General features: G+C 70.2%; 21 protein-coding genes. 13 read left to right on the top strand and 8 right to left on the bottom strand.

Annotated features, from left to right (window positions below):
- The first annotated feature begins 22 nt into the window (after positions 1 to 22).
- The 7 genes from ADK36_RS38865 (at position 23) to ADK36_RS38835 (ending at position 9,349) form a co-directional block, all read left to right on the top strand.
- Complete coding sequence (locus tag ADK36_RS38865) at positions 23 to 871, top strand: TrmH family RNA methyltransferase (protein WP_048581180.1); 849 nt, start codon at positions 23 to 25, stop codon at positions 869 to 871.
- 53 nt (positions 872 to 924) lie between these two features.
- Positions 925 to 2,061, top strand: coding sequence for a sensor histidine kinase (locus tag ADK36_RS38860; RefSeq protein WP_048581179.1), 1,137 nt, complete (start codon positions 925 to 927; stop codon positions 2,059 to 2,061).
- Positions 2,062 to 2,207: 146 nt separating this feature from the next.
- Positions 2,208 to 3,329 carry a phenylalanine--tRNA ligase subunit alpha gene (pheS, locus tag ADK36_RS38855; protein ID WP_048581178.1) on the top strand — a complete coding sequence of 374 codons (1,122 nt, stop codon included), beginning with the start codon at positions 2,208 to 2,210 and terminating at the stop codon, positions 3,327 to 3,329.
- On the top strand, positions 3,329 to 5,842 hold the full coding sequence (pheT, locus tag ADK36_RS38850; protein ID WP_053200946.1) for a phenylalanine--tRNA ligase subunit beta: 2,514 nt from the start codon (positions 3,329 to 3,331) through the stop codon (positions 5,840 to 5,842). Before pheS ends, pheT begins: the two co-directional genes overlap by 1 nt.
- A gap of 179 nt (positions 5,843 to 6,021) precedes the next feature.
- Positions 6,022 to 7,089, top strand: coding sequence for a PP2C family protein-serine/threonine phosphatase (locus ADK36_RS38845; RefSeq protein WP_048581176.1), 1,068 nt, complete (start codon positions 6,022 to 6,024; stop codon positions 7,087 to 7,089).
- A 277-nt stretch (positions 7,090 to 7,366) separates the two neighbouring features.
- Positions 7,367 to 8,707, top strand: a complete 1,341-nt coding sequence (locus ADK36_RS38840; protein ID WP_048581175.1) for a hypothetical protein — start codon at positions 7,367 to 7,369, stop codon at positions 8,705 to 8,707.
- 96 nt (positions 8,708 to 8,803) lie between these two features.
- Positions 8,804 to 9,349: an NUDIX hydrolase gene (locus ADK36_RS38835; RefSeq protein ID WP_048581174.1), complete on the top strand. Its 546-nt coding sequence runs from the start codon at positions 8,804 to 8,806 to the stop codon at positions 9,347 to 9,349.
- A 24-nt stretch (positions 9,350 to 9,373) separates the two neighbouring features.
- Here the strand turns inward: ADK36_RS38835 and ADK36_RS38830 are convergent, their stop codons facing one another.
- Both ADK36_RS38830 and ADK36_RS38825 read right to left on the bottom strand, forming a co-directional pair.
- A complete protein-coding gene (locus ADK36_RS38830) occupies positions 9,374 to 9,631 on the bottom strand; it encodes a hypothetical protein (protein WP_048581173.1) in 258 nt (85 codons plus the stop codon).
- Positions 9,632 to 9,824: 193 nt separating this feature from the next.
- The gene (locus ADK36_RS38825) at positions 9,825 to 10,697 is read right to left on the bottom strand and encodes a 3-hydroxybutyryl-CoA dehydrogenase (RefSeq protein WP_078916177.1); all 873 of its coding nucleotides are present in this window, start codon (positions 10,695 to 10,697) and stop codon (positions 9,825 to 9,827) included.
- A 196-nt stretch (positions 10,698 to 10,893) separates the two neighbouring features.
- Here ADK36_RS38825 and ADK36_RS38820 point away from each other — a divergent pair, with 196 nt between their 5' ends.
- A complete protein-coding gene (locus ADK36_RS38820; RefSeq protein ID WP_053200944.1) occupies positions 10,894 to 12,156 on the top strand; it encodes a glycoside hydrolase family 10 protein in 1,263 nt (420 codons plus the stop codon).
- A gap of 12 nt (positions 12,157 to 12,168) precedes the next feature.
- On the opposite strand, the gene ADK36_RS38815 is transcribed toward ADK36_RS38820, so the two are convergent.
- Both ADK36_RS38815 and ADK36_RS38810 read right to left on the bottom strand, forming a co-directional pair.
- Positions 12,169 to 12,363: a DUF1918 domain-containing protein gene (locus ADK36_RS38815; RefSeq protein ID WP_048581170.1), complete on the bottom strand. Its 195-nt coding sequence runs from the start codon at positions 12,361 to 12,363 to the stop codon at positions 12,169 to 12,171.
- A gap of 95 nt (positions 12,364 to 12,458) precedes the next feature.
- Positions 12,459 to 13,373 (bottom strand): DMT family transporter, encoded by a 915-nt coding sequence (locus tag ADK36_RS38810; RefSeq protein ID WP_048581169.1) that lies wholly within the window; start codon positions 13,371 to 13,373, stop codon positions 12,459 to 12,461.
- On the opposite strand from ADK36_RS38810, the gene ADK36_RS38805 reads away from it, so the two are divergent.
- The 3 genes from ADK36_RS38805 to ADK36_RS38795 all read left to right on the top strand — a co-directional run bounded on the left by ADK36_RS38805 (position 13,372) and on the right by ADK36_RS38795 (position 16,120).
- Positions 13,372 to 14,805, top strand: a complete 1,434-nt coding sequence (locus tag ADK36_RS38805; RefSeq protein ID WP_048581168.1) for a PLP-dependent aminotransferase family protein — start codon at positions 13,372 to 13,374, stop codon at positions 14,803 to 14,805. The genes ADK36_RS38810 and ADK36_RS38805 overlap by 2 nt on opposite strands.
- Positions 14,806 to 14,903: 98 nt before the next feature.
- Positions 14,904 to 15,344 (top strand): GNAT family N-acetyltransferase, encoded by a 441-nt coding sequence (locus tag ADK36_RS38800; protein WP_048581167.1) that lies wholly within the window; start codon positions 14,904 to 14,906, stop codon positions 15,342 to 15,344.
- A 182-nt stretch (positions 15,345 to 15,526) separates the two neighbouring features.
- On the top strand, positions 15,527 to 16,120 hold the full coding sequence (locus ADK36_RS38795) for a histidine phosphatase family protein (protein ID WP_048581166.1): 594 nt from the start codon (positions 15,527 to 15,529) through the stop codon (positions 16,118 to 16,120).
- Here the strand turns inward: ADK36_RS38795 and ADK36_RS38790 are convergent.
- Positions 16,102 to 16,545: a DUF6314 family protein gene (locus tag ADK36_RS38790; protein ID WP_048581165.1), complete on the bottom strand. Its 444-nt coding sequence runs from the start codon at positions 16,543 to 16,545 to the stop codon at positions 16,102 to 16,104. The two genes, ADK36_RS38795 and ADK36_RS38790, sit on opposite strands and share 19 nt — an antisense overlap.
- Positions 16,546 to 16,672: 127 nt before the next feature.
- Here ADK36_RS38790 and ADK36_RS38785 point away from each other — a divergent pair, with 127 nt between their 5' ends.
- On the top strand, positions 16,673 to 19,153 hold the full coding sequence (locus tag ADK36_RS38785; protein ID WP_053200942.1) for an alpha-L-arabinofuranosidase C-terminal domain-containing protein: 2,481 nt from the start codon (positions 16,673 to 16,675) through the stop codon (positions 19,151 to 19,153).
- A gap of 21 nt (positions 19,154 to 19,174) precedes the next feature.
- Here ADK36_RS38785 and ADK36_RS38780 read toward each other — a convergent pair whose 3' ends face one another.
- Together ADK36_RS38780 and ADK36_RS47255 are read right to left on the bottom strand one after the other, a co-directional pair.
- Complete coding sequence (locus ADK36_RS38780; protein ID WP_048581163.1) at positions 19,175 to 19,861, bottom strand: DUF6215 domain-containing protein; 687 nt, start codon at positions 19,859 to 19,861, stop codon at positions 19,175 to 19,177.
- A gap of 360 nt (positions 19,862 to 20,221) precedes the next feature.
- Positions 20,222 to 20,611 (bottom strand): VOC family protein, encoded by a 390-nt coding sequence (locus tag ADK36_RS47255; protein WP_078942809.1) that lies wholly within the window; start codon positions 20,609 to 20,611, stop codon positions 20,222 to 20,224.
- Between the two features lie 414 nt (positions 20,612 to 21,025).
- On the opposite strand from ADK36_RS47255, the gene ADK36_RS38770 reads away from it, so the two are divergent.
- A complete protein-coding gene (locus tag ADK36_RS38770; RefSeq protein WP_063776830.1) occupies positions 21,026 to 22,261 on the top strand; it encodes a serine hydrolase domain-containing protein in 1,236 nt (411 codons plus the stop codon).
- Positions 22,262 to 22,326: 65 nt separating this feature from the next.
- Here the strand turns inward: ADK36_RS38770 and ADK36_RS38765 are convergent, their stop codons facing one another.
- Complete coding sequence (locus tag ADK36_RS38765; RefSeq protein WP_053200938.1) at positions 22,327 to 22,764, bottom strand: glutaredoxin domain-containing protein; 438 nt, start codon at positions 22,762 to 22,764, stop codon at positions 22,327 to 22,329.
- Positions 22,765 to 23,080: the final 316 nt, after the last annotated feature.

Here is a 23,080-nt window from a genome sequence, read left to right as displayed (position 1 = left end):
AGATCCTCTGAAAGTGAGCCCCATGCCTTCCGGCGCCCCCGAGCTGATCTCCCCCCGTTCCCCCCGCGTCCTGGCCGCCCGGCGGCTCGGCAAGCGGAACTTCCGGGGCAAGGAGCGGCTGTTCCTGGCCGAGGGACCGCAGGCGGTGCGGGAAGCGGCCGGGCACGCGGACACCCTGGTGGAGCTGTTCGTCACGCTGGACGCCGCGGAGCGGTACGCCGACATCATCGGTGAGGCGCGTGCCGCGGGCGCCCGAGTGCACCTTGCCGCGGAGCAGGTGATCGCCGATATCTCCACCACCGTCACACCGCAGGGGCTCGTCGGTGTCTGCCGGTTCATCGACACCCCGTTCGAGGAGATCCTCGCCGCCCGGCCCCGGCTCGTCGCCGTACTCGCGCATGTGCGGGACCCCGGGAACGCCGGCACCGTGCTGCGGTGCGCCGATGCCGCCGGGGCCGAGGCCGTCGTACTGACCGACGCCTCCGTCGATCTCTACAACCCCAAGGCCGTGCGGGCCTCCGTCGGGTCACTGTTCCATCTGCCCGTCGCCGTCGGGGTGCCCGTCGAGCGGGCCGTGGCCGGGCTCCAGGACGCCGGGGTGCGGATTCTCGCCGCGGACGGGGCGGGGACGGACGATCTCGACGACGAGCTCGACAAGGGAAGCATGGGCGGGCCGACCGCCTGGGTGTTCGGCAACGAGGCCTGGGGGCTTCCGGAGGAGACCCGCGCGCTGGCCGACGCCGTCGTGCGCGTCCCGATCCACGGGAAGGCCGAGAGCCTGAACCTCGCCACCGCCGCCGCCGTATGTCTCTATGCGTCGGCCCGTGCACAGCGCGCCTTTGGAGGGTGCCGCACCGTCACCGACAGCTAGTAAGGTGACCAGCTCGGGGGCCCCTCAGCCGTCGTGAGAGGTGGGGTACGGGGATGAGTGTCGGCACGAGCAGCGCACCGGGGGCACGGGAGGTGCGGCGGCCGTCCGCGTCCCGGCCCGGTGATCTCGCCGAGCTCGGAATCGATCCCGACGACCTGCCCGACGGCCTCGTCGTCGCCGACGAGCAGGGGCACGTCGTGTGCTTCAACGCCGCCGCCGAGCGCATCACCGCCGTCCGTGCCGCCGACGCCCTCGGACAGCGGCTGGAGAAGGCGCTGCCGTTAGAGGACCTGGAGGGGCGGCGCTGGTGGCAGCTGACCGATCCGTACGGCGGCCTCGCCATTCGGCGCAGGCAGCCGGAGCGCAATCTCCTCCTCCCCGGCGGGCGTGAGGTGCTCGTCTCCGTGCGGTACGTCCGTACCGAGCCCACCGGCCCCATCCACCGCGTCGTGGTCTCGCTCCGCGACACCGAGGCCCGCCGCCGCACCGAGCGCAGCCACGCCGAGCTGATCGCCACCGTCGCGCACGAGCTGCGCTCCCCGCTCACCTCCGTCAAGGGCTTCACCGCCACCCTCCTCGCCAAGTGGGCACGTTTCACCGACGACCAGAAGCGGCTGATGCTGGAGACCGTCGACGCCGACGCCGACCGGGTCACCCGGCTCATCGCCGAGCTGCTCGACATCTCGCGGATCGACAGCGGGCGGCTGGAGGTGCGCCGCCAGCCCGTCGACATCGGCGCGGCCGTGGGGCGGCACATCCAGGCGTACGTCGCCGCCGGCCAGCCCGCCGACCGGTTCCAGCTGCGTGTCGAGCAGCCGCTGCCCGATCTGTGGGCCGACCCCGACAAGATCGACCAGGTGCTCAGCAACCTCATCGAAAATGCCGTGCGGCACGGCGACGGAACGGTCACCATTGACATCACGGCCACGGCGTCCCCGCGCGAGGGGGAGGACGCCGGCACGTCGGTCACGGTGAGCGACGAGGGGCCCGGCATCCCGGAGGAGTCCATGAACCGCGTCTTCACCCGCTTCTGGCGGGGCAGCAAGCGCGGCGGCACGGGCCTCGGGCTCTACATCGTCAAGGGCATCGTCGAGGCACACGGCGGCGCCATCGAGGTCGGCCGCGCCCCCGGCGGCGGCGCGCGGTTCCGATTTACGTTGCCCGTGGCGGCACCGGCGTATCTCACCTGAGACCCGGACCGAGCCCCACGGGCGCATTCGCTTACCCCAACCCCGTTAGACTCGGCCATTGGCACCTTTGCGTCCAAAACCAGAGACGGATCGTCTCCAGGTCGAGACGGGGCACTTCAGCCAGCCAATCGGAAGCACGGGAAGAGATGTCGGCACCGAATAAGTCGTACGACCCTGTCGAGGTCGAGGCGTTGAAACCGGAAGAGATCGAGCGCATGCGGGACGAGGCGCTCGCCGCCTTCGCCGGCGCGGACTCCCTCGAAGCGCTCCAGGAGGCCAAGGTCGCCCACACCGGCGGCACGTCCCCGCTGGCGCTCGCCAACCGGGAGATCGGCGCCCTGCCCCCGCACGCCAAGGCCGCCGCCGGCAAGCTGGTCGGCCAGGCCCGCGGCGCCGTGAACAAGGGCCTCGCCGCCCGCCAGGCCGAGCTGGAGGCCGAGCGCGACCAGCGGGTACTGGTCGAGGAGGCGGTGGACGTCACGCTGCCGTACGACCGCGTACCGGCCGGCGCCCGCCACCCGCTCACCACCCTGTCGGAGCGCATCGAGGACGTCTTCGTGGCCATGGGCTACGAGGTCGCCGAGGGCCCGCAGGTCGAGGCGGAGTGGTTCAACTTCGACGCCCTGAACATCGGCCCGGACCACCCGGCCCGCGGCGAGGCCGACACCTTCTTCGTCGAGGGCCCCGACGGCGGCAGCGACTCCGGTGTCGTGCTGCGCACCCACACCTCGCCCGTGCAGGTCCGCTCGCTGCTCGACCGTGAGCTGCCGGTCTACGTGATCTGTCCCGGCCGCGTCTACCGCACCGACGAGCTGGACGCCACGCACACCCCGGTCTTCCACCAGGTCGAGCTGCTGGCCGTGGACGAGGGCCTGACCATGGCCGACCTCAAGGGCACCATGGACCATATGGTCCAGGCCCTGTTCGGCGAGGGCATGAAGACCCGGCTGCGGCCGAACTTCTTCCCGTTCACCGAGCCGTCCGCCGAGATGGACATGGTGTGCTACGTCTGCCGCGGCGAGTCCGTCGGCAACCCCGACCGCCCCTGCCGCACCTGCTCCTCCGAAGGCTGGATCGAGCTCGGCGGCTGCGGCATGGTCAACCCGCGGGTGCTCACCGCCTGCGGCGTCGACCCGGAGAAGTACAGCGGCTTCGCCTTCGGGTTCGGCATCGAGCGGATGCTGATGTTCCGCCACAACGTCGAGGACATGCGAGACATGGTCGAGGGTGACGTCCGGTTCACCCGGCCGTTCGGGATGGAGATCTGATGCGGGTCCCGCTTTCTTGGCTGCGGGAGTACGTCGACCTGCCGGCCACCGAGACCGGCCGCGACGTCCAGGCCAAGCTCATTTCGGCCGGTCTCGAGGTCGAGACCGTCGAGCAGCTCGGCGACGGCCTCAAGGGCCCGCTCGTCGTCGGCCAGGTGCTGACCATCGAGGAGCTGACGGAGTTCAAGAAGCCGATCCGCTTCTGCACCGTCGACGTCGGCCAGGCCAACGGCACCGGCGAGCCCCAGGAGCTCATCTGCGGCGCCCGCAACTTCCAGGTCGGCGACAAGGTCGTGGTCGTGCTCCCGGGCGCGGTGCTGCCCGGCGGCTTCGAGATCGCCGCCCGCAAGACCTACGGCCGCGTCTCGCACGGCATGATCTGCTCCAGCAACGAGCTGGGCATGGGCGACGACGGCAGCCACGGCATCATCGTGCTGCCGCCGGAGACCGAGGTCGGCAAGGACGCCATCGAGCTCCTGGAGCTGGTCGACGAGGTCCTGGACATCGCCGTCACCGCCAACCGCGGCGACTGTCTGTCCATCCGCGGCGTCGCCCGCGAGACCGCCATCGGCTACGGCCTCCCGCTGCGCGACCCGGCCCTGCTCGACGTGCCCGGCCCCAACGCCTTCGGCTACCCGGTGCAGGTCTCCGACCCGATCGGCTGTGACCGCTTCACCGCCCGTACGGTGACCGGCCTCAGCCCCGAGGCGCGCTCCCCGATCTGGCTCCAGCGCCGGCTGCAGAAGGTCGGCATGCGCCCGATCTCGCTCACCGTCGACGTCACCAACTACGTGATGATGGAGCTCGGCCAGCCGCTGCACGCCTACGACCGCAATCTGGTCCACGGCACCATCGGTGTGCGCCGGGCCGAGGAGGGCGAGCGGCTCGTCACCCTCGACGACATCGAGCGCAAGCTGCACGCCGAGGACCTGGTCATCACCGACGAGCGCGGCCCGATCGGCCTCGCGGGCGTCATGGGCGGCGCCCACACGGAGATCGCCGACCACGACGACGTGGAGAACGCGACGACCGACGTGGTCATCGAGGCCGCCCACTTCGACCAGGTCGCCATCGCGCGTACGGCTCGCCGTCACAAGCTGTCCTCGGAGGCGTCCCGCCGCTACGAGCGCGGCGTCGACCCGGCCGCCGCCGCGGCGGCCGCCCAGCGCACGGTCGACCTGCTGGTGCTGCTCGCGGGCGGCACCGCCGATGCCGGTGTCACCGAGGTCGTCACGCCGTCCGCCCCGCACACCCTCACCGTCCGGGCCGACCACCCGGACAAGGTCGCGGGCGTCGAGTACGGCCGCGAGACCGTCGTCCGGCGGCTCCAGCAGATCGGCTGCGACGTGTACGGGCAGGACGAGCTGATCGTCACCGTGCCGTCCTGGCGGCCCGACCTGCTGGAGCCGAACGACCTGGCCGAAGAGGTCATCCGCCTGGAGGGCTATGAGAACCTGCCCTCCACGCTGCCCAAGCCGCCGTCCGGCCGTGGCCTGACCCACCGCCAGCGGCTGCACCGCCGGGTCGGCCGCGCGCTGGCCGGCGAGGGCTACGTCGAGGCGCCGAACTACCCCTTCGTCAGCGAGCAGGTGTTCGACCAGCTCGGCCTGGCCGCCGACGACCCGGCCCGCCGCGTCGTCAAGCTGGTCAACCCGCTCAACGACGAGGAGCCCGCGCTCCGCACGTCGCTGCTGCCCGGTTTGCTCGGCGCGCTGCGCCGCAATGACGGGCGGGGCTCGCACGACCTGGCGCTGTTCGAGACTGGTCTGGTCTTCCAGCCGCGTGAGGAGCGGCGCGTCGCCGGGCATCTGCCGGTCGACCGCCGCCCGACCGAAGAGGAGATCGCCGCGCTGAACGCCGTACTGCCCGAGCAGCCGCGCCATGTCGCCGTCGTTCTCGCCGGTGCGCGTGAGCAGGCCGGCTGGTGGGGCAAGGGCCGTCCGGCCGACTGGGCCGACGCGGTCGAGGCGGCGCGTGTCGTCGCCCGGGAAGCCGGTGCCGAGCTGATCGTGCGGACCGGGCAGTACGGGCCGTGGCACCCCGGTCGGTGCGCCGAGCTGGCGATCACCGCCGACGGCGGGGAGCGGGTCATCGGTCACGCCGGTGAGCTGCACCCGAGGGTGCTCAAGGCGCTGGGGCTGCCCGCCCGCACCGGTGCCATGGAGCTGGACCTGGACGCCTTGGAGCAGGTCGGCGACGGTGCGCCGCAGGCGCCGAGCATCTCCACGTTCCCGGTGGCCACGCAGGATGTCGCCCTCGTCGTCGACAAGCCGGTGCCGGCCGCGGAGGTCGAGGCCGCGCTTCGGGAGGGGGCGGGTGAACTCCTTGAGGCGATCCGGCTGTTCGACGTGTACGTCAACGACGAGCAGCTCGGTGACGGGAAGAAGTCGCTCGCGTACGCGTTGCGCTTCCGCGCGGGGGACCGGACGCTGACGGTCGATGAGGCTTCGGCGGCTCGGGACGCTGCGGTGGCCCTCGCGGGCGAGCGTACGGGGGCGGTTCTGAGGGGCTAGTTCGCCCAAGGTGTGGGGGCATGGCCCCCACACCCCCATCGGGCGTTGTGGTCACCTCACTCAATAGGGTGACTTCTCCGGGTGATCTGGTACTTCCGGGGCATCCCTCGACAGAATCGGACCGGCCTTTCGGGGCCGGTCCGTTCTGCGTTGTCAGGGCCTATTGGGGGGCCATCGGCATGTTCCGCATCAAGGGTCGGGTTCCCCGCAAGGCGCTCGCGTGGGGGCTGCCCACCGCCTGGGGCGCGATGGCCATCACGTACAAGCTGGCCTGTCCGCTCGCCCGGGAGGACAGCCTCGGCGCCCGGGTCGTCACCAGTGCCGTCTTCCTCGCCGTGGGCACGGGGCTGATCGCGCACGTCCGGCAAGCTCTGTTGCGTGAGCTCCGGCAGGTCCGCGAGGTCGCCGGGGCCGCGCAGAACGCGCTGCTGCGGCCGCTGCCCGCACGCGTCGGCGGGCTGAACGTCGCCGCCGCCCAGCTCTCCGCGGATCGCGGTGCCTGTGTCGGCGGCGACCTGTACGAGGTCATCGCCACCGAGCACGGCGTACGGGCGGTGATGGGCGACGTGCGCGGCCATGGCATCGCCGCCATCGGCACGGTCGCCGCGGTCCTCGGCAGCTTTCGCGAGGCCGTTCACGACGAACCCGACCTGGGGCGCGTGCTGGGCCGACTGGACCGGGCCCTGGCGCGGCATCTGCGCGAACGCGCGTGCGACGACCCGGTCTCCGAGGACTTCGTCACCGTCCTGCTGCTGGAGATCGGCCGGAACGGCGAGATCACCACCCTCAACTGCGGTCACCCCTGGCCGTATCTGCTGAGCGGCACGACCGTCGAGCCACTGGCCCGCGCCGACCCCCTCCCGCCCCTGGGGCTCTTCCCGCTCCCCACCGAACTGCCCGCGCTGCGTTGCGGCACCCTGGAGCCCGGCGACTCCCTGGTCCTGTACACGGACGGGGTCGAGGACGCGAGGGACGACAGAGGCCGGTTCTTTTCGCTCCAGGCGGCCCTCGTCGGCGCCGTACGGCACCGACCGATCACTCCCCAGATGATCCTGCGCACCCTTTTCACGGCTGTCCTCCGCCACACCAGGGGCAGGCAGTCGGACGACATAGCGCTACTGGTCCTACGGAACGATCGAACGAGGGTCGACTGTGGTTCCCCAGGGGTGCGGGGCTGTGGCCTGGGCGGCTCCGCCGCCGGGGCGCGACCAGCCACCGAGCAGCCGCAGTCGACCAACCACCTTTAGTCCAGCGGCGATCAGTCGTGCGGCCGAGTCGGCGGCAGCCATCCGCCCAGCCACGGAGTGTCGGGCAGGCAGCTGGGCGGACGGCGCGGATGCGGGCCGCCGCACTGTACGAGGGGGAGCCGGCGGCCCGGCCGGCCTCTTGCGAGGCATTTCAGTCAACCGGTCGGAAACTCTCCGCAACAGCGCGCGCACGCTGCGGATTCGGGCACTCCGTTCACACCCCGTGTGAAGCGGTTCGCACTACTCTGTCGGCACCGAGCCACCCGGGGGGGCACACATGCAGCCCAATACTCTGCTCGACGCGATCCTGGACGAGGCGGGGATCTCGCATGCGGGGCTGGCCGCGCACGTGAATCAGGCGGGGAGGGCGCGCGGGCTCGCGCTCAGATACGAACACACCGCCGTGGCGCGGTGGTTGAAGGGGCAGCGGCCGCGCGGCCAGGTGCCCGACCTGATCTGCGAGGTGCTCGCCGGCCGTCTGCACCGTACCGTCACGCTCGACGACATCGGTCTCGGTGTGCCGGGTGAGCAGTCCGCCGTGCACACCACCTCGCTGTCCGGCTTCGTGGAGCGGGCCACCGCCCTGTGGCGCTCCGACGAGCAGCAGCGGCCCCATATCCTGGGCGCCCCGGCGGTCACGGGCACGCCCGCCGTCATGCCCGTGTGGGAGTGGGAGAACCCGCCCGAGGACGTCGATGTGTCGCGTGGCGGCCGGCACCGGGTCACCCCCGCCGACCTGGAGATGCTGCGTGCCGCCCGCACCCACTACGAGCAGATGTACCGGAAGGCGGGCGGCATAGCGACCCGGACCCGGATCGTCGGCTTCCTCAACTCCGAGGCCGCGCCGTTGCTGCGCGGCAGCTACACCGATGCCACGGGCCGTCAACTCCACCGGGCGACGGGCGGGTTGGTGGCCATCGCGGGCATCTGCGCCTACGACTCCGACGCGCACGGCCTCGCCCAGCGCTACTTCCACCAGGCCCTGCGGCTGGCGAAGGCCAGCGGGGACCGGGGACTCGGCGCGTATGTGATCGCCTTGCTGGTCAACCAGGCGCTGTTCATGCGGGAATGGCGGCAGGCCGTCGCCTTCGCGGAGGCCGCGTTGCGGGCCGCCGGCAAGCACATCACCCCGGCCCTCGCCTCCGACCTGTACGCGATGCAGGCGAAGGCGTACGCCCACCTCGGCGACGGCACGAGCGCCCTGTCCTGCATCCGTCGTGCCGAACAGGCCGCCGAACGCATCCGGCGCGGATACGAACCCGACGAAACCGGCTATGTCCAGCCGGGGTTGGTCAACGTCCAGGTGGCGGAGGCGCTGCTCAGCCTCGGGGAGCTGATGGCGGCGGGGGAGCACGCCGCGGCCGCCGTCGACAACCCGGCCCACGACCGGGGCCGGGTGCACCGGCTGGCCATGCTGAGCACGATCGAACTCCGCCAGGGCAACGCGGACAAGGCGGTGGCCATCGCGGTGCAGATGGCCGAGCAGGCGCGGGGAATGGAGTCCCAGCGGCTGCGGGACAGACTCCGGGCCGTGCGCGAACACCTGGTGCGCAGCGGTTGCGCGGGCACGGGCGAGGCCGCCGAACTCATCGACGGAGCACTGCGCGTACCGCTTTAGGCCGGTACAAGTCGGTACAGGCCGGTACTCGAACACCGACACCTTCATAGTCCCTGCTGCGATATTGCCACTTACTCGACGGAAGGTGGCAGAACCGTGCAGTGGACGAAACAGAACGAACAAACTGTGTATGAAAACCGCTGGTTCACCGTCAACCTGGCAGATGTGGAGCTGCCGGACGGCCGGCACCTGGACCACTTCCTCATACGGCTGCGGCCGGTCGCCGTGGCCACGGTGGTCAACGAGGCCAATGAAGTCCTCCTCCTGTGGCGCCACCGTTTCATCACCGACAGCTGGGGGTGGGAACTCGCGGCGGGCGTCGTCGAGGACGGCGAGGACATCGTCCGCGCGGCCGCCAGGGAGCTGGAGGAGGAGACCGGCTGGCGGCCGGGACCCCTGCACCACCTCATGAGCGTGGAGCCCTCCAACGGGCTCACCGACGCCCGGCACCACATCTACTGGGCCGACGAGGGCGAGTACGTCGGGCATCCCGTGGACGACTTCGAGTCGGACCGCCGGGAATGGGTGCCTCTCAAGCTCGTCCCCGACATGGTCGCCCGTGGGGAGGTCCCGGCCGCCAACATGGCGGCCGCGTTACTGCTGCTGCACCATCTCAGGCTCGGGCAGGACGTCCTGCGCTGAAGTGACGTCCCGCGTCTCTCCGGGCTAGTGCCCGACGGCCTGCCAGATCGCCACGACGAGAGCACCCACGGCGGTGATGGCGGCGACCGCGGGCAGCGGCCAGCGCGCGTGTTCCAGTGTGTTGATCCGGGTGTTCAGCTCGTCGAGTTCCTTGGCGGTCTCCTCGGTGCGGTGGGTGAGCAGAGCCAGCCCGCCCTCCACACGGGCGTAGGCGACGTCGAGACGACGTCGTAACTCTGCGAGTTCTCCAGTTACGACCGGATGCTCGGGATCGACGGTCACGAGTCCGCTCCTTTCCGTAGTGGTCTCACATCCCTTGCATGCGCAGGGAAAGTGAACTCGCCTGGTGGACGCATGGGGAGAGTGTGCGATGGGCATATGCGAGCCCGGCGCGCACACGGTGTGTGAATGACGCGGGCCCGGTACCTTATCGGTGCCGGGCCCGCGTGGTTGGCCGGAATCTGACCGTCTGTAATCAGCCGTAGGTGTAGAAGCCGGAACTCGTCTTGCGGCCCAGCCGGCCCGCGTCGACCATGCGCAGCAGCAGCGGGGGAGCGGCGTACAGCGGCTCCTTGAACTCGTCGTACATGCTCTGCGCCACCGACGCGACCGTGTCCAGGCCGATCAGGTCGGACAGCTTCAGCGGGCCCATCGGGTGGGCGCAGCCGAGCTCCATGCCGTTGTCGATGTCCTCGCGGCTGGCGATGCCCGACTCGAACATCCGGATCGCGGAGAGGAGGTACGGGATCAGCAGGGCGTTCACGACGAAGCCGGAGCGGTCCTGGGCGCGGATCGCGTGCTTGCCGAGCAGCTTCTCGGCGAAGGTCTGGGCGCGGGCGATCGTGCCCTCGGAGGTGGTGAGCGCCGGGATCAGCTCGACGAGCTTCTGCACCGGGGCCGGGTTGAAGAAGTGGATGCCGATGACCTGGTCGGGGCGTGAGGTGGCGACCGCCAGCTTCACCAGGGGGATCGAGGAGGTGTTGGAGGCCAGGATCGCGTCCGGCCGGGTCACGACCTGGTCGAGGACCTGGAAGATCTCGGTCTTCACCTGCTCGTTCTCGACGACGGCCTCGATCACCAGGTCACGGTCGGCGAACTCGCCGAGGTCGGTGGTGAAGGACAGCCGCGCCTGCGTGGAGTCCCGCTCCTCCTCGCTGATCTTGCCGCGCTCGGCGGCCTTGGCCAGGGAGTTGAGCAGCCGGGTGCGGCCGATCTCCAGGGCCTCGCCGGTGGTCTCGGCGACCTTCACGTCCAGTCCGGCGCGGGCGCACACCTCGGCGATGCCCGCTCCCATCTGGCCGCAGCCCACCACGCCGACGCGTGCAATATCTCCGGAGATGCCGGTCACATCGTCCCCTTCGCTGATCCACGACTGCGGCAGGTCCGCCGTTGTTCGGCCCCTGCTCCAAACCTGCACGTTACCTTCGGCGAAGCTTGATCGATCGTTCGGGTGCCTCATGAAAGGCTGACGCGGGGATGGCCCGGTACGCGCGGGTCTGTCTCGGGGTGGGCCTTTGACCACTGCACACGGAGGTACGAAGAAGATGCTGCACCGGAAGTCCCGCATCTCACGACGGGCGTTCACGGTGACCGCCCTGTCGGCACTCGTGGCGTCAGGCGGCGCCATGGCCGCCGGTTCCGCCATGGCGGGCGGAAAGGACCGGGACCGGCGACGGGCGACCCGGGAGATGCGCGGCGTGTGGGTGGCGACCGTGGCGAACCGGGACTGGCCCTCCAAGCAGGGGCTGACCGCGCAGAAGCAGCGTGCCGAGCTGATCGCCCACCTCGACGCGGCGGAGAAGTCCCACCTGAACACCGTGGTCCTCCAGGTACGGCCCACGGCCGACGCCCTGTGGCCCTCGCCGTACGAGCCGTGGTCGCAGGTCCTCACCGGCACTCAGGGCGAGGACCCCGGCTGGGACCCGCTGGGCACGGCCGTCGAGGAGGCCCACGCCCGCGGTCTTCAGCTGCACGCCTGGTTCAACCCGTACCGTATCGCCAACCACACGGACCTCGGCAAGCTGGCGCCCTCGCACCCCGCCCGCGAGCACGAGGACTGGGTGGTGTCGTACGGCGGCAAGCTCTACTACAACCCGGGGCTGCCCGAGGTCCGCGCCTTCGTGCAGCGGGCGATGCTCGACGCGGTGGAGAAGTACGAGGTCGACGCGGTCCACTTCGACGACTACTTCTACCCCTATCCGGTGGCCGGCCAGAACTTCGACGACGACGAGGCATACGACCGCTACGGCGGCGGCTTCGCGGTCCGGGCCGACTGGCGGCGGGACAACATCGACCAGCTGGTCCGCGAGATGGCGGCCGGCATCAAGAAGATCCGGCCCCGCACGGAGTTCGGCATCAGCCCGTTCGGCGTGTGGCGCAACGCCGGCACCGACCCGCTCGGCTCCGACACCCGGGGCGGGGTGCAGACGTACGACGACCTGTACGCGGACACCCGGAAGTGGGTCCGCGAGGGCTGGATCGACTACATCTGCCCGCAGCTGTACTGGAACATCGGCTTCGCCGCCGCCGACTACGCCAAGCTCGTGCCCTGGTGGTCGGAGGTCGCGCGGGGCAGCAGGACGAAGCTGTACGTCGGTGAGGCGCTGTACAAGGCCGGTGACCCGGCGCAGCCCGCCGCCTGGCAGGAACCGGCCGAGCTGTCCCGGCATCTCACTCTGGCCAAGGAGCACGCGGAGGTCTGCGGTCACGTCTATTTCGCGGCGAAGGACGTGGCGACCGACCGGATCGGGGCCATGGCACGGGTCGTCGCCGACCACTATGAGCAGCCGGCGATTCCCCCGCGCTAACTGCTCGCCCAGCTACTTGATCGTGTCCCTGTGACGGATCTCGGTGTCCGGGCCGGGGGAGCACAGACCCTCGTGCCCGTCCTCGAAGCGGACGCGGTACGGAGGGTTGCCCTCCTGGCCCATGACTTCGACGATCTCGCCGACCTTGTCGTGTTGCCCGACCACCCTGCCGTGCTGGACAAGCTGGTCGCCCACGGTTGCACGCATCTGTCGGTCCTCCTCACCAGGTGCGGGAGCAGCGGTCCGTGGCCTTGAGTCTACGGCGTGGAGCGGTGATAGGCAGTGGGTAGTCAAGGCCCCGCTCAGCCACGCGCCCGCTGGGTCACGGCGATGCACACCAGCACCGCCGCGGCCGTGAGCGGGGCGGCCACTGTCAGGTGCTCGCCCAGCAGCAGCACCGACCACACCAGTGTGAGCAGGGGCTGGGCCAACTGCAACTGGCTGGCCTTCGGGATGCCGATGGCCGCCATGCCCCGGTACCAGACGACCAGACCGAGGAACTGCGACCCCGCCGCCACCCACAGCAGTCCGGTGACGCTGTGCCAGGTCAGCTGGACCGGCTCGTACGACAGCGCCAGTACGGCGGCCGGCACGCTCAGCGGCAGGCACAGCACCAGCGCCCAGCCGACCACCTGCCAGCCCGGCATGACCCGGGCCAGCCGGCCGCCCTCGGTGTAGCCGGCCGCACAGATCAGCAGCGCCCCGAAGAGATACAGGTCGGCCGTCGTCAGGGCGCCGCCGCTCTGCTGCACGGTGAAGGCGACCACCGCGGCCGCGCCCGCGAGCGCCGCCGTCCAGAAGGTGCGGGAGGGGCGGGTGCCGACGCGCAGGGCCGAGAACAGGGCGGTGGTGAGGGGGAGCAGCCCGACGACGACCGCCGCGTGGGCGGTGGTGGACGTCTGGAGGGCGAGCGTGGTGAGGAGCGGGAAGCCGAAGACCACACCGGCGACGACCACCGCGAGACCCGTCCAGTGCCGGCGGGCGGGAAGCGGTACGCGCAGGGCGAGCAGACAGCCGCCCGCGATGAGCGCGGCCAGCACGCTGCGCACGGCGACCAGGGACCAGGGGCCGAAGCCCTCCAGGCCCCAGGCGGTGGCCGGGAAGGTGAGGGAGAAGGCCGCGACACCGAGGGCGGCCTGGAGGGTTCCGATCGAGTTGCCGGGCCGACCGCTGACCGCTACCCCGATCGGGGCGATAGCGCTACTCTGTGTTCTCATGCAAGAGCGTAGCAGTGTGGCTGACCTGGCGGAACAGCTTCGAAGGGAACTTGACCGCTACTCTCCAGGTGGAAAGCTTCCGTCGAGCCGGTCACTGGTCGAGCGGTTCCGGGTGAGCCCGGTGACCGTCTCGCGCGCCCTCGCGCAGCTCACCGCCGAGGGGCTGGTGGTGACCCGGCCCGGCGCCGGCGCCTTCCGCGCCCGGCCGCGTCTCCCGCTCGCGGCGGCGGGCGACACCTCCTGGCAGGAGGTCGCCCTCAGCGCCGACGGCGCCGCCGACGTCGTACCGCGCACCGTGGACGCCTCCGGCGTCACCGTCTGTCTCGCCACGCCGCCGCCCGGGGTGATCGAGTTCAGCGGCGGCTATCCCCACCCCGCCCTCCAGCCCGAGAAGGCCATGGCCGCGGCGCTGTCCCGGGCCGGCCGCCGACCCGGTGCCTGGGGCCGGCCGCCCCTGGACGGACTGCCCGAGCTGCGCGAGTGGTTCGCCCGCCAGATCGGCGGCACCGTCACCGCCGCCGAGGTGCTGATCGCGGCGGGCGGCCAGTCCGCGCTGACCACCGCACTGCGCGCACTCGCCCCGCCCGGCGCTCCGGTGCTGGTCGAATCGCCGACCTACCCCGGCATGCTGGCCATCGCCCGCGCGGCCGGCCTGCGCCCGGTGCCCGTACCGGCGGACTCGGACGGAGTGAAGCCCGCCCTGCTCGCCGACGCGTTCCGCGCCACCGGCGCCCGGGTCTTCGTCTGCCAGCCGCTGTTCCAGAACCCGACCGGCGCGGTCCTCGCCCCCGAGCGCCGCCCGGAGGTGCTGCGCATCGCGCGCGAGGCCGGTGCCTTCGTCGTGGAGGACGACTTCGTACGACGACTGGTGCACGAGGACGCGGGCCCGCTGCCGCGACCGCTCGCCGCCGACGATCCCGACGGCGTCGTCGTCCATGTCTCCTCGCTCACCAAGGCGACCTCGCCCAGCTTCCGGGTCGGTGCCCTCACCGCGCGCGGCCCGGTCCTGGAACGGCTGCGCGCCATCCAGGTCGTGGACACCTTCTTCGTGTCCCGCCCGCTCCAGGAGGCGGCCCTGGAACTCGTCGGCTCGCCCTCCTGGCCCCGCCATCTGCGGGCCCTGTCCGCCGAACTCAGGGCCCGCCGCGACGCCATGACCGCGGGCCTGCGGCTGCACCTGCCCGAACTCGCCCTCCCGCACATCCCGTCCGGCGGCTACCACCTCTGGCTCCGCCTGCCCGACGGCGTCGACGAGTCCGGTCTGACCTCCGCCGCCCTGCGCGCGGGCGTCGCGATCACACCCGGCCGCCCGTACTTCAGCGCGGAGCCTCCGGCGGGGCATCTGCGGTTGAGCTTCGCCGCGGTGGCCGCAGTCGGGGAGATCACGGAGGGGGTACGGCGCCTGCGGGTGGCGTGGGACGAGGTGCGCTAGCCGCTGCGAGCGGGGCCGCCGCGCCGCAGGTGGACCCGGCCGTCGCCCGCCGGGAAAACCGCTCGACGCCCGGCGCGCCGTCCTGCGAATCTCGCCACATGACAGACGCCACGCCCTTGCCCCTCGCCGACGGCTACGAGATCTCGACCGACGCCCGGCGCATCGACGCCGAACGCGTGCACCGGTGGCTGTCCACCGACGCGTACTGGGCGCTCGGACGGGCGCGGGAGAAGCAGGACCGGGCGATCGAGGGCTCGTTGAACTTCGGGGTGTACGACACGGCTTCGGGGGAGCAGGCGGCCTATGCCCGGGTCGTCACCGACGGGGTGACCTTCGCGTGGCTGTGCGACGTGTACGTCGATCCGTCGGTGCGCGGCAAGGGCATCGGGACGGCGCTCGTCGGGGCCGTACGCGAGCACTTGAGGCCGTACGGGCTGAAGCGGATGCTGCTCTCCACGCAGGACGCGCAGGGGGTCTACGCGAAGATCGGGTTCGCACCGCTGGAGAGTCCGGACCGTTGGATGGCGCTCTACTTCTAGTCGCCTTCTAGTCCCCGCCGGCTGTTGCTGGTTGCTTCCCGCGGCTGTACTTGAATGTCCAACAGCCGTTTTCCAGCGACTTGTCCGCCTGGTCCTGACCCCGCAGTAAGGCTTCGTCCACCCTCGGTGACACCTGCACAACGCCTCTTGACCTGCGCACTTTCGCGACACACCATCGCCGCATGTCGCTTCGGGTCACGTTCGTCGCCGCCGCGCGCAGCTCCCCGCTGCTCGCCGAGCGCTTCGAGGACGACCGGCCGCTGGACCAGGCCGGCTGGGACGAGGTGCAGCGCGTCGCGCGTGACCTGCTGCCGCTGGCGGCGGCCGAGCTGCGCTACTGCTCACCGACCCCGCGCAGCCGCGCCACCGGTGACGCCCTCGGCTACGCGCCGCTGGTGCAACTCGCCCTGCGGGACTGTGACATGGGCCGCTGGCGTGGGCTCACGCTGGGTGAGGCGATGGCCCGGGAGCCGGATGCGGTGGACACCTGGCTCGCCGACCCGCGCGGCACTCCGCACGGCGGCGAGTCGCTGCTCGCGTTCATCGCCCGGGTCGGCGGCTGGCTCGACACCCGCCCTGTGGACGACGGCGGCCGGATCGTCGCCGTGGCCGAACCGTCCGTGATCCGCGCCGCTCTGGTCTACGTGCTGAAGGCGCCGCCCGCCACGTACTGGAACATCGACGTACGCCCTCTGTCGACGACCACCGTGACCGGCTGGGCGGGCCGCTGGAACCTCCGCTTCGACGGGGTGTCGGCTCAGCCCTCGCGGGCGTAGTCCGTGGTGAGGACGAGGTCCTTGGCCGGGCCGCGCACCCGCCATACGGTGCGCCAGCGCTCCTCGTCCCGGACGGTGAACTCGCCCCGGTAGAGGTCGGCCGAGCAGGGATGGCCGGCGATGTGCTGACCGGACGTCAGGTCCAGGTCGTGGAAGAAGCGGCCGTCGGTGAAGCGGACGTCCGCCGTTCCCGGTGAGCTTCCCGGCAGGAACCGCAGTGTCCGTTCGGCGGGGCGCGGCACTTCCCGCCAGACGAAAGTGCCGGACTCGTGGTGCAGGAGGCCGCCCTCGTCCAGCGGGCCGAAAACCGTCGTACCGGAGAACTCCCCCTCTTCCCCGCTCGCGAGATCCCGCACCGACCGCTCGACCCGCCAGCTCCCGGCCAGATAGGTCAGCACATCCGGCACTGGCCAGAACTCGCCCATCCGCTCCTCGCTTCCGACACTTTCGATACCGCGCGACCCGTTGACGCTCTGGATGCCCCCTCCCTATCTTGCCGTTCGAAGTGCTGATCAGCGTTTGATATTTCGAACAACGAGCCGCGGAGTATCCATGCCACGCAATTCCAGCCGCTGGAGATTCGGCCTCGCCGCCACCGCCGTCCTGGTGGCAGCCGGTCTCATCCCGTCGCCCGCCCATGCCGAGGACGTCGCCGACTACGCGATCACCGTCGACCCGGCCGCCAAGGGCGCGGCGATCGACGACACGATGTACGGCGTCTTCTTCGAGGACATCAACCGGGCCGCGGACGGCGGACTGTACGCCGAGCTCGTGCAGAACCGGTCCTTCGAGTACTCCACGGCCGACAACGGCTCCTACACGCCGCTCACCTCCTGGACGGTCGGCGGCACGGCCCAGGTCGTGAACGACGCCGGCCGGCTCAACGAGCGCAACCGCAACTACCTCTCGCTGAGCGCCGGTTCGTCCGTCACGAACGCCGGTTACAACACCGGCATCCGGGTCGAGCAGGGCAAGGCGTACGACTTCTCCGTGTGGGCCCGCGCCGAGAGCGGCACCACGCTCACCGTCTCCCTGAAGGACGCCGCCGGCGCGCTGGCCACCGCCCGGCAGGTGGCCGTGAAGGGCGGCTGGGCCAAGTACAAGGTCACCTTCACCGCGACCCGCACCAGCAACCGCGGCCGCCTCGCCGTGGCCTCGACCGGCGCCGCCGCGGTCGACGAGGTGTCGCTGTTCCCGCGCGACACCTACAAGAACCAGCCGAACGGCCTGCGCAAGGACCTCGCCGAGAAGATCGCCGCCCTGAAGCCGGGCTTCGTACGCTTCCCCGGCGGCTGCCTGGTCAACACCGGCTCCATGGAGGACTACAGCGAGGCCTCCAACTGGCAGCGCAAGCGCAGCTACCAGTGGAAGGACACCATAGGCCCGGTCGAGGAGCGCGCCACCAACGCCAACTTCTGGGGGTACAACCAGAGTTACGGCCTCGGCTACTACGAGTACTTCCGCTTCTCCGAGGACATCGGCGCCATGCCGCTGCCCGTCGTCCCCGCCCTGGTGACCGGCTGCGGCCAGAACAAGGCCACCGACGACGAGGCGCTGCTCAAGCGGCACATCCAGGACACCCTCGACCTCATCGAGTTCGCCAACGGCCCGGCGACCTCCAAGTGGGGCAAGGTCCGCGCACAGATGGGTCACCCCAAGCCGTTCCACCTGACCCACATCGGGGTCGGCAACGAGGAGAACCTCCCGAAGGAGTTCTTCGCCCGCTTCGAGCAGTTCCGGGCCGCCATCAAGGCCAAGTACCCGGACATCACCGTCATCTCCAACTCCGGACCGGACGACTCCGGTACGACGTTCGACACCGCCTGGCAGCTCAACCGCGAGGGCAAAGTCGACATGGTCGACGAGCACTACTACAACGCCCCGAACTGGTTCCTGCAGAACAACGACCGCTACGACTCCTACGACCGCAGCGGCCCGAAGGTCTTCCTCGGCGAGTACGCCTCCCAGGGCAACGCCTGGAAGAACGGCCTCTCCGAAGCCGCCTTCATGACCGGTCTGGAGCGCAACGCGGACGTCGTCAAGCTCGCCTCGTACGCCCCGCTGCTCGCCAACGAGGACTACGTCCAGTGGCGGCCGGACATGATCTGGTTCAACAACCGGGCCTCCTGGAACTCGGCCAACTACGAGGTCCAGAAGCTGTTCATGACCAACGTCGGCGACCGTGTCGTCCCCTCGAAGGCCACCACCACGCCGAACGTCAGCGGCCCCATCACCGGTGCCGTCGGCCTCTCCACATGGGCGACCAGCGCCGCCTACGACGACGTGAAGGTCACCTCGGCGGACGGCGCGACGCTGCTCAGCGACGACTTCTCCGGTGACGCCTCGAAGTGGACGCACAGCGGCGCGGGCAGCTGGAGCATCCAGGACGGCCAGTACGTCCAGACCGACGCCGCCGCCGAGAACACCCTGGTCACGGCGGGCGACCCGGCCTGGAAGGACTACGACCTGCATGTGAAGGCCACCAAGAAGTCCGGCAAGGAGGGCTTCCTCGTCGCCTTCGGCGTCAAGGACACCGGCAACTACTACTGGTGGAACCTGGGCGGCTGGAACAACACCCAGTCCGCGATCGAGCAGGCCGTGGACGGCGGCAAGGGCACCCTGCTGACGAAGGCCGGTTCGATCGAGACGGGCCGCGCCTACGACATCGACATCAAGGTGCGCGGCCGCCAGGTCACCCTCTACCTCGACGGCAAGGAGTGGGGCGGCTTCACCGACGACAAGCCGGCCGAGCCGTTCCGCCAGGTCGTCACCAAGGACGCGGGGACCGGTGACCTGATCGTCAAGGTCGTCAACGCCCAGTCGGCCGAGGCCCGCACGGCCATCGACCTCGGCGGCGCCAAGGTCGCCTCCACGGCCCGCGTGACCACGCTGGCCGCCGACGAGGACGCGGTGAACACCGAGACGGACACGCCGGTGACCCCGGTGAGCTCCACCTTCCGCGGCGTGAGTGACAAGTTCACGTACACCTTCGCGGCGAACTCCGTCACGTTCCTGCGGATCAAGCAGAGGTAGCAGGGGCAAGGGCGGAGACGCTCAGCTGCCGGCGGCCCACCCCGGGACCGTCGGCAGCACCTTCTCCGCCACCCTGAGCAGTACGGCGTCGTCCGGCACCATGCCGTCCGCGCGCCACAGGGTCACGTCGTAGGAACCGCCGCTGTCCTTGGTGTCCTGGGCCACCATGAGGGAGCGGAGGGGGACGCCGGTACCGGTCTCGGCGTCGCCGCCGTCGAGGCGGAAGTTGATCCTCATGGTGCGGTTCGAGTACAGAACCGCCGGGCGGTCCAGCACCGTGCGCTGCGTCTCGTCCCATCCCAGCACCTCATAGGACGAGGTCACGGGGAGGTCGTCGTAGGTGGCCGAGAGCGTCACGGTGTAAGTGTCGAACTCGACCTCCGCGGTCGGCATGGGGGTGCTCTTGCCGCCTTCGAGTCCGACGGAGCCGTCATTGCCGAAGGCGGTCTTGGCGGTCTCCGCCGGTGTGCCCAGCAGTTCCGCGAGGTCGGGCCGGAGCAGCGCCTCGCACAGCTGCTTTCCGGTCACCCGCCCGGTCGCCTTCCCGGGTTTCTCGTCGGAGCAACTGGCGGCCGGCGGGCCACTGTTCCCGGAGGTCCCCTCGGACACCCACAGAGCGCCACCGATCGCCGCGAACAGCGCCACCGCGGCGACGGCCTGCCCCCACGGGTTGATTCTCTTCTCAGGCGTGCCGTTTCCTGCGCCCATGTCCCCCACCCACCGTGCTCCCCTGACACATGCCCGGGGACAGTAGCTCATGGGCATGACCCGGACAAAGCTGGTTTCCCTGCCCCACCCGCCGACCGTGACCGAGAACTTTGGTTGGCGAATCATGGTCTGAGACGCGCAGGTCGGGAGCGAGTGGAGAATCCTTGTTGGCAAATCAGCCGAGGGTCACGATCTGGGCGACATCGGTGCGCTTGGTATCAACGCGGCCAGACGTGTGATCATCGTTATCGAAGCCAAGGACTTCGAGATGCCACGTAATCCGACCGAAATGGCTTCCCAATAGAGAAGTCAAGCTGTGTGGCTCCCGCTTGGCGGAGGGTCGGACGAGGGGGAGGGCGGTCAGCCGCGACTGTGGCCCTCGACGCAGAACCGGTTGCCTTCTGGGTCGGCCAGCACAACGTACGGTCGCCCTCCGAGGGGCAGGCTTTCCGGGTAGTGCTGCCAGTCGACACGCTGCGCCCCCAGGTCCACCAGTCGGTCTACTTCCTCTTCGAGGTCCCGGTCACCGGCGTCGAGATCGAAGTGGATACGGGGGAACTCCTCCGCAGGACTTTCACTCGTGTCCATGGCGATAGCGACCCCGCGCTCACCCGGCGGCGGTTCGAGAACGATCCAGTCATCACCCTCGTAGCGTGGAGGCCGCTGCACGTATCCCAGTGCCTGCCGCCAGAACTGGCCTGCCCTCTTGTCGTCGTTCACGCCTAACGAGACCTGTTTGATCGACGTCATGCCAGCACAGTAGGTGGACCTGAACGTCCAGGCATCGATTGGCGCAAGTCCGATCGGGACCTAGCCGGTGGGCTGGGGCGGGGTGGCTTCGCCTGGCGGCCGGGTCGTCGTGGGGCGCCGGGCGGCCAAGCCATTGCAGCCACGGACGGCAGCCAACTAAGAGCCACACCCGGCACCCCTGGGCGACCCAACCCTACGAATGGCTACGAATGGATCGGTCATCCCGTCCGTGGAACGTAAGGCCAACGAAGCCGATGCTCTGTTGCGCGGCGACAGAAGTGCTCTCTTCGAACTTGGTCGCCGCACAGCGTGGGTACGCCAAAGGTGCGGGCGGTAACCCCTAGGTCGTGTCCCCGACCCCTTTCCGGGACGTTCCCGATGGTGTGGTGATGGGGCACCTGGTCAGCTGTTCTCATGAGCCGTCAACAGTCCTCTCGTGGACTCCCCATCGCCCTTGCCGTCGCAGCCGTCGCCCTGGGAACGCTCACCGCCGCCACCGCCGCACCGGCCGGGCCACCCCACCATGCTCCGCCCCGATTACACCCGAACGCCCAGGCCGCGCACGCGAAGACCCAGGCCGTACTGGACGAGATCGTCGCGCAAGGCACCCCCGGCGTCATCGCCCGGATACAAGACGCGCGCGGGGTGTGGAACGGCCGGGCCGGTGTCGGTGACCTGGTCGCCGAGCGGCCGAGGAGCACCAGCGAGAAGTTCCGTATCGCCAGCGTGACCAAGACCTTCACAGCCACGGTGCTGCTCGGGCTCGAAGCCGAGGGCAGGATTTCGCTGGACGACAGCGTGGAGGAATGGCTGCCCGGGGTGGTGCGCGGCAAGGGCTACCGGCCCGGGAACATCACCGTGCGGCACCTGCTCAACCACACGAGCGGCATCTTCGACTACAACATGGACGAGGGCTTCCGCACCCTGTACGCGGGGGACGAGTTCGACCGGAACCGCCACATCAGATGGTCCCCGCAAGAGCTGGTGGACATCGCGCTCGCCCACCCGCCCAACTTCCAGCCGGAGCAGGGCAGCAGGCCCGGCAGGCCCGGCAGGTGGGACTATTCCGACACCAACTACGTCCTCGCCGGCATGGTCGTCGAGAAGGCCACCGGCGGCACCTACGCGCAGGCGGTCGAGCGTCTTGTCATCCGGCCGCTCGGCCTGCGCGGCACGAGTGTGCCGGGCACCTCGCCCCAACTGCCCGCACCACACGCGAGGCACTACTCCACGCTGTTCGAGGACGGGCCGGAGGTGAAAGTGCGCGACGTCACCGAGTTCAGCCCCACCGTCGCCTTCTCCGCCGGGCAGATGATCTCGACCGTCGGCGACGTGAACACCTTCCTGTCCAAGCTGCTGGCCGGTGAGCTGCTGCCGCCCGCCCAGCAGCGGCAGTTGCTCGACGCGGTTCACGTCGACGGGGACAAGGGACACGGTGGTCCACAGGACCGCTACGGCCTCGGCATACGCCACTTCAAGCTCAAGGAGGACTGCTGGGCATGGGGCCACGGCGGCATGATCCCCGGCTCCGCGACCCGGACGCTCGCCTCGGCGGACGGCCGACGCGTCATGACCATGAACCGCAACGGCGACTGGGGCGAGCAGCGACTGGAGGACGCGGCCGTCGAGACCGAGTTCTGCGAGCTCTGAGCTTGTCTTTTGACCTCTGTGCGCTTGGGTCTGCGGGCGCCTCTCCGGTAGGGCGCGATTTCTGATCACGCGGAAGGGGAGAGCTGTTCGCGCACCCATTCGGGATCGGGATTGGTGCGTGGTCGGCCCGCCACGACGACGGTCGGCACGGTCTCGTTGCCGTCGTTGGCTGCCCTCACCGCTGCGGCTCCTGCCGGGTCGCGCCAGATGTTGACCCAATGCAACTGGCGGGCACTGCGGCCCAACCGGATGCGCAGTCGTATGCAGTACTTGCAGCCCGGCCGCCAGAAGACGACCGGCCGGCCGTCGACCGCACTGCGGCGTTGTGCGTCCCGCGCACCGATCGACCTCGGGAAGATCAGGGGTGAGTTCACGCCGGCGAGCGCCAGGAACGCCAGTAGGAGTGCTGCGGCTGTGCCGGGGTTCCCCGTGAAGATCTGCCCAGTCGCGACGGCTGAGCCGCTGAGCACAAGCAGCATCGGCAGGATCCAAGCGCGCAACATGGTGATGCAGGCTATCGGTGAGTCGAAATGCTCCTCGAACCAGGGCGTGTCCGACGGGTCCTGTGACGGGTCTGGCGGTGGATCCGTCTCTCGGCGGCCAGGGGGCCCGTCAGTGCCGCGTGCTTCGATGGCCTGCCCAGTGCATGTGAGAGGAATGGAGATCCCGTGCCACGTACGACCCCGCCGCGGCCTTTGGATGTGGCCGCGGTGTTCCCGGAGTTGGCCACGATGTCCAGGAACGTCACTCGGCTCCATCCGCGGTCGGGCTTGCCCACGGTTGAGGACAGTTCGGTGGGTGGCCCGCTGCTGTGGCCGC

The sequence above is a fragment of the Streptomyces viridochromogenes genome (assembly GCF_001270495.1).
Lineage (GTDB): Bacteria > Actinomycetota > Actinomycetes > Streptomycetales > Streptomycetaceae > Streptomyces > Streptomyces viridochromogenes_A.
This window is presented reverse-complemented; position numbering and strand designations above follow the sequence as displayed.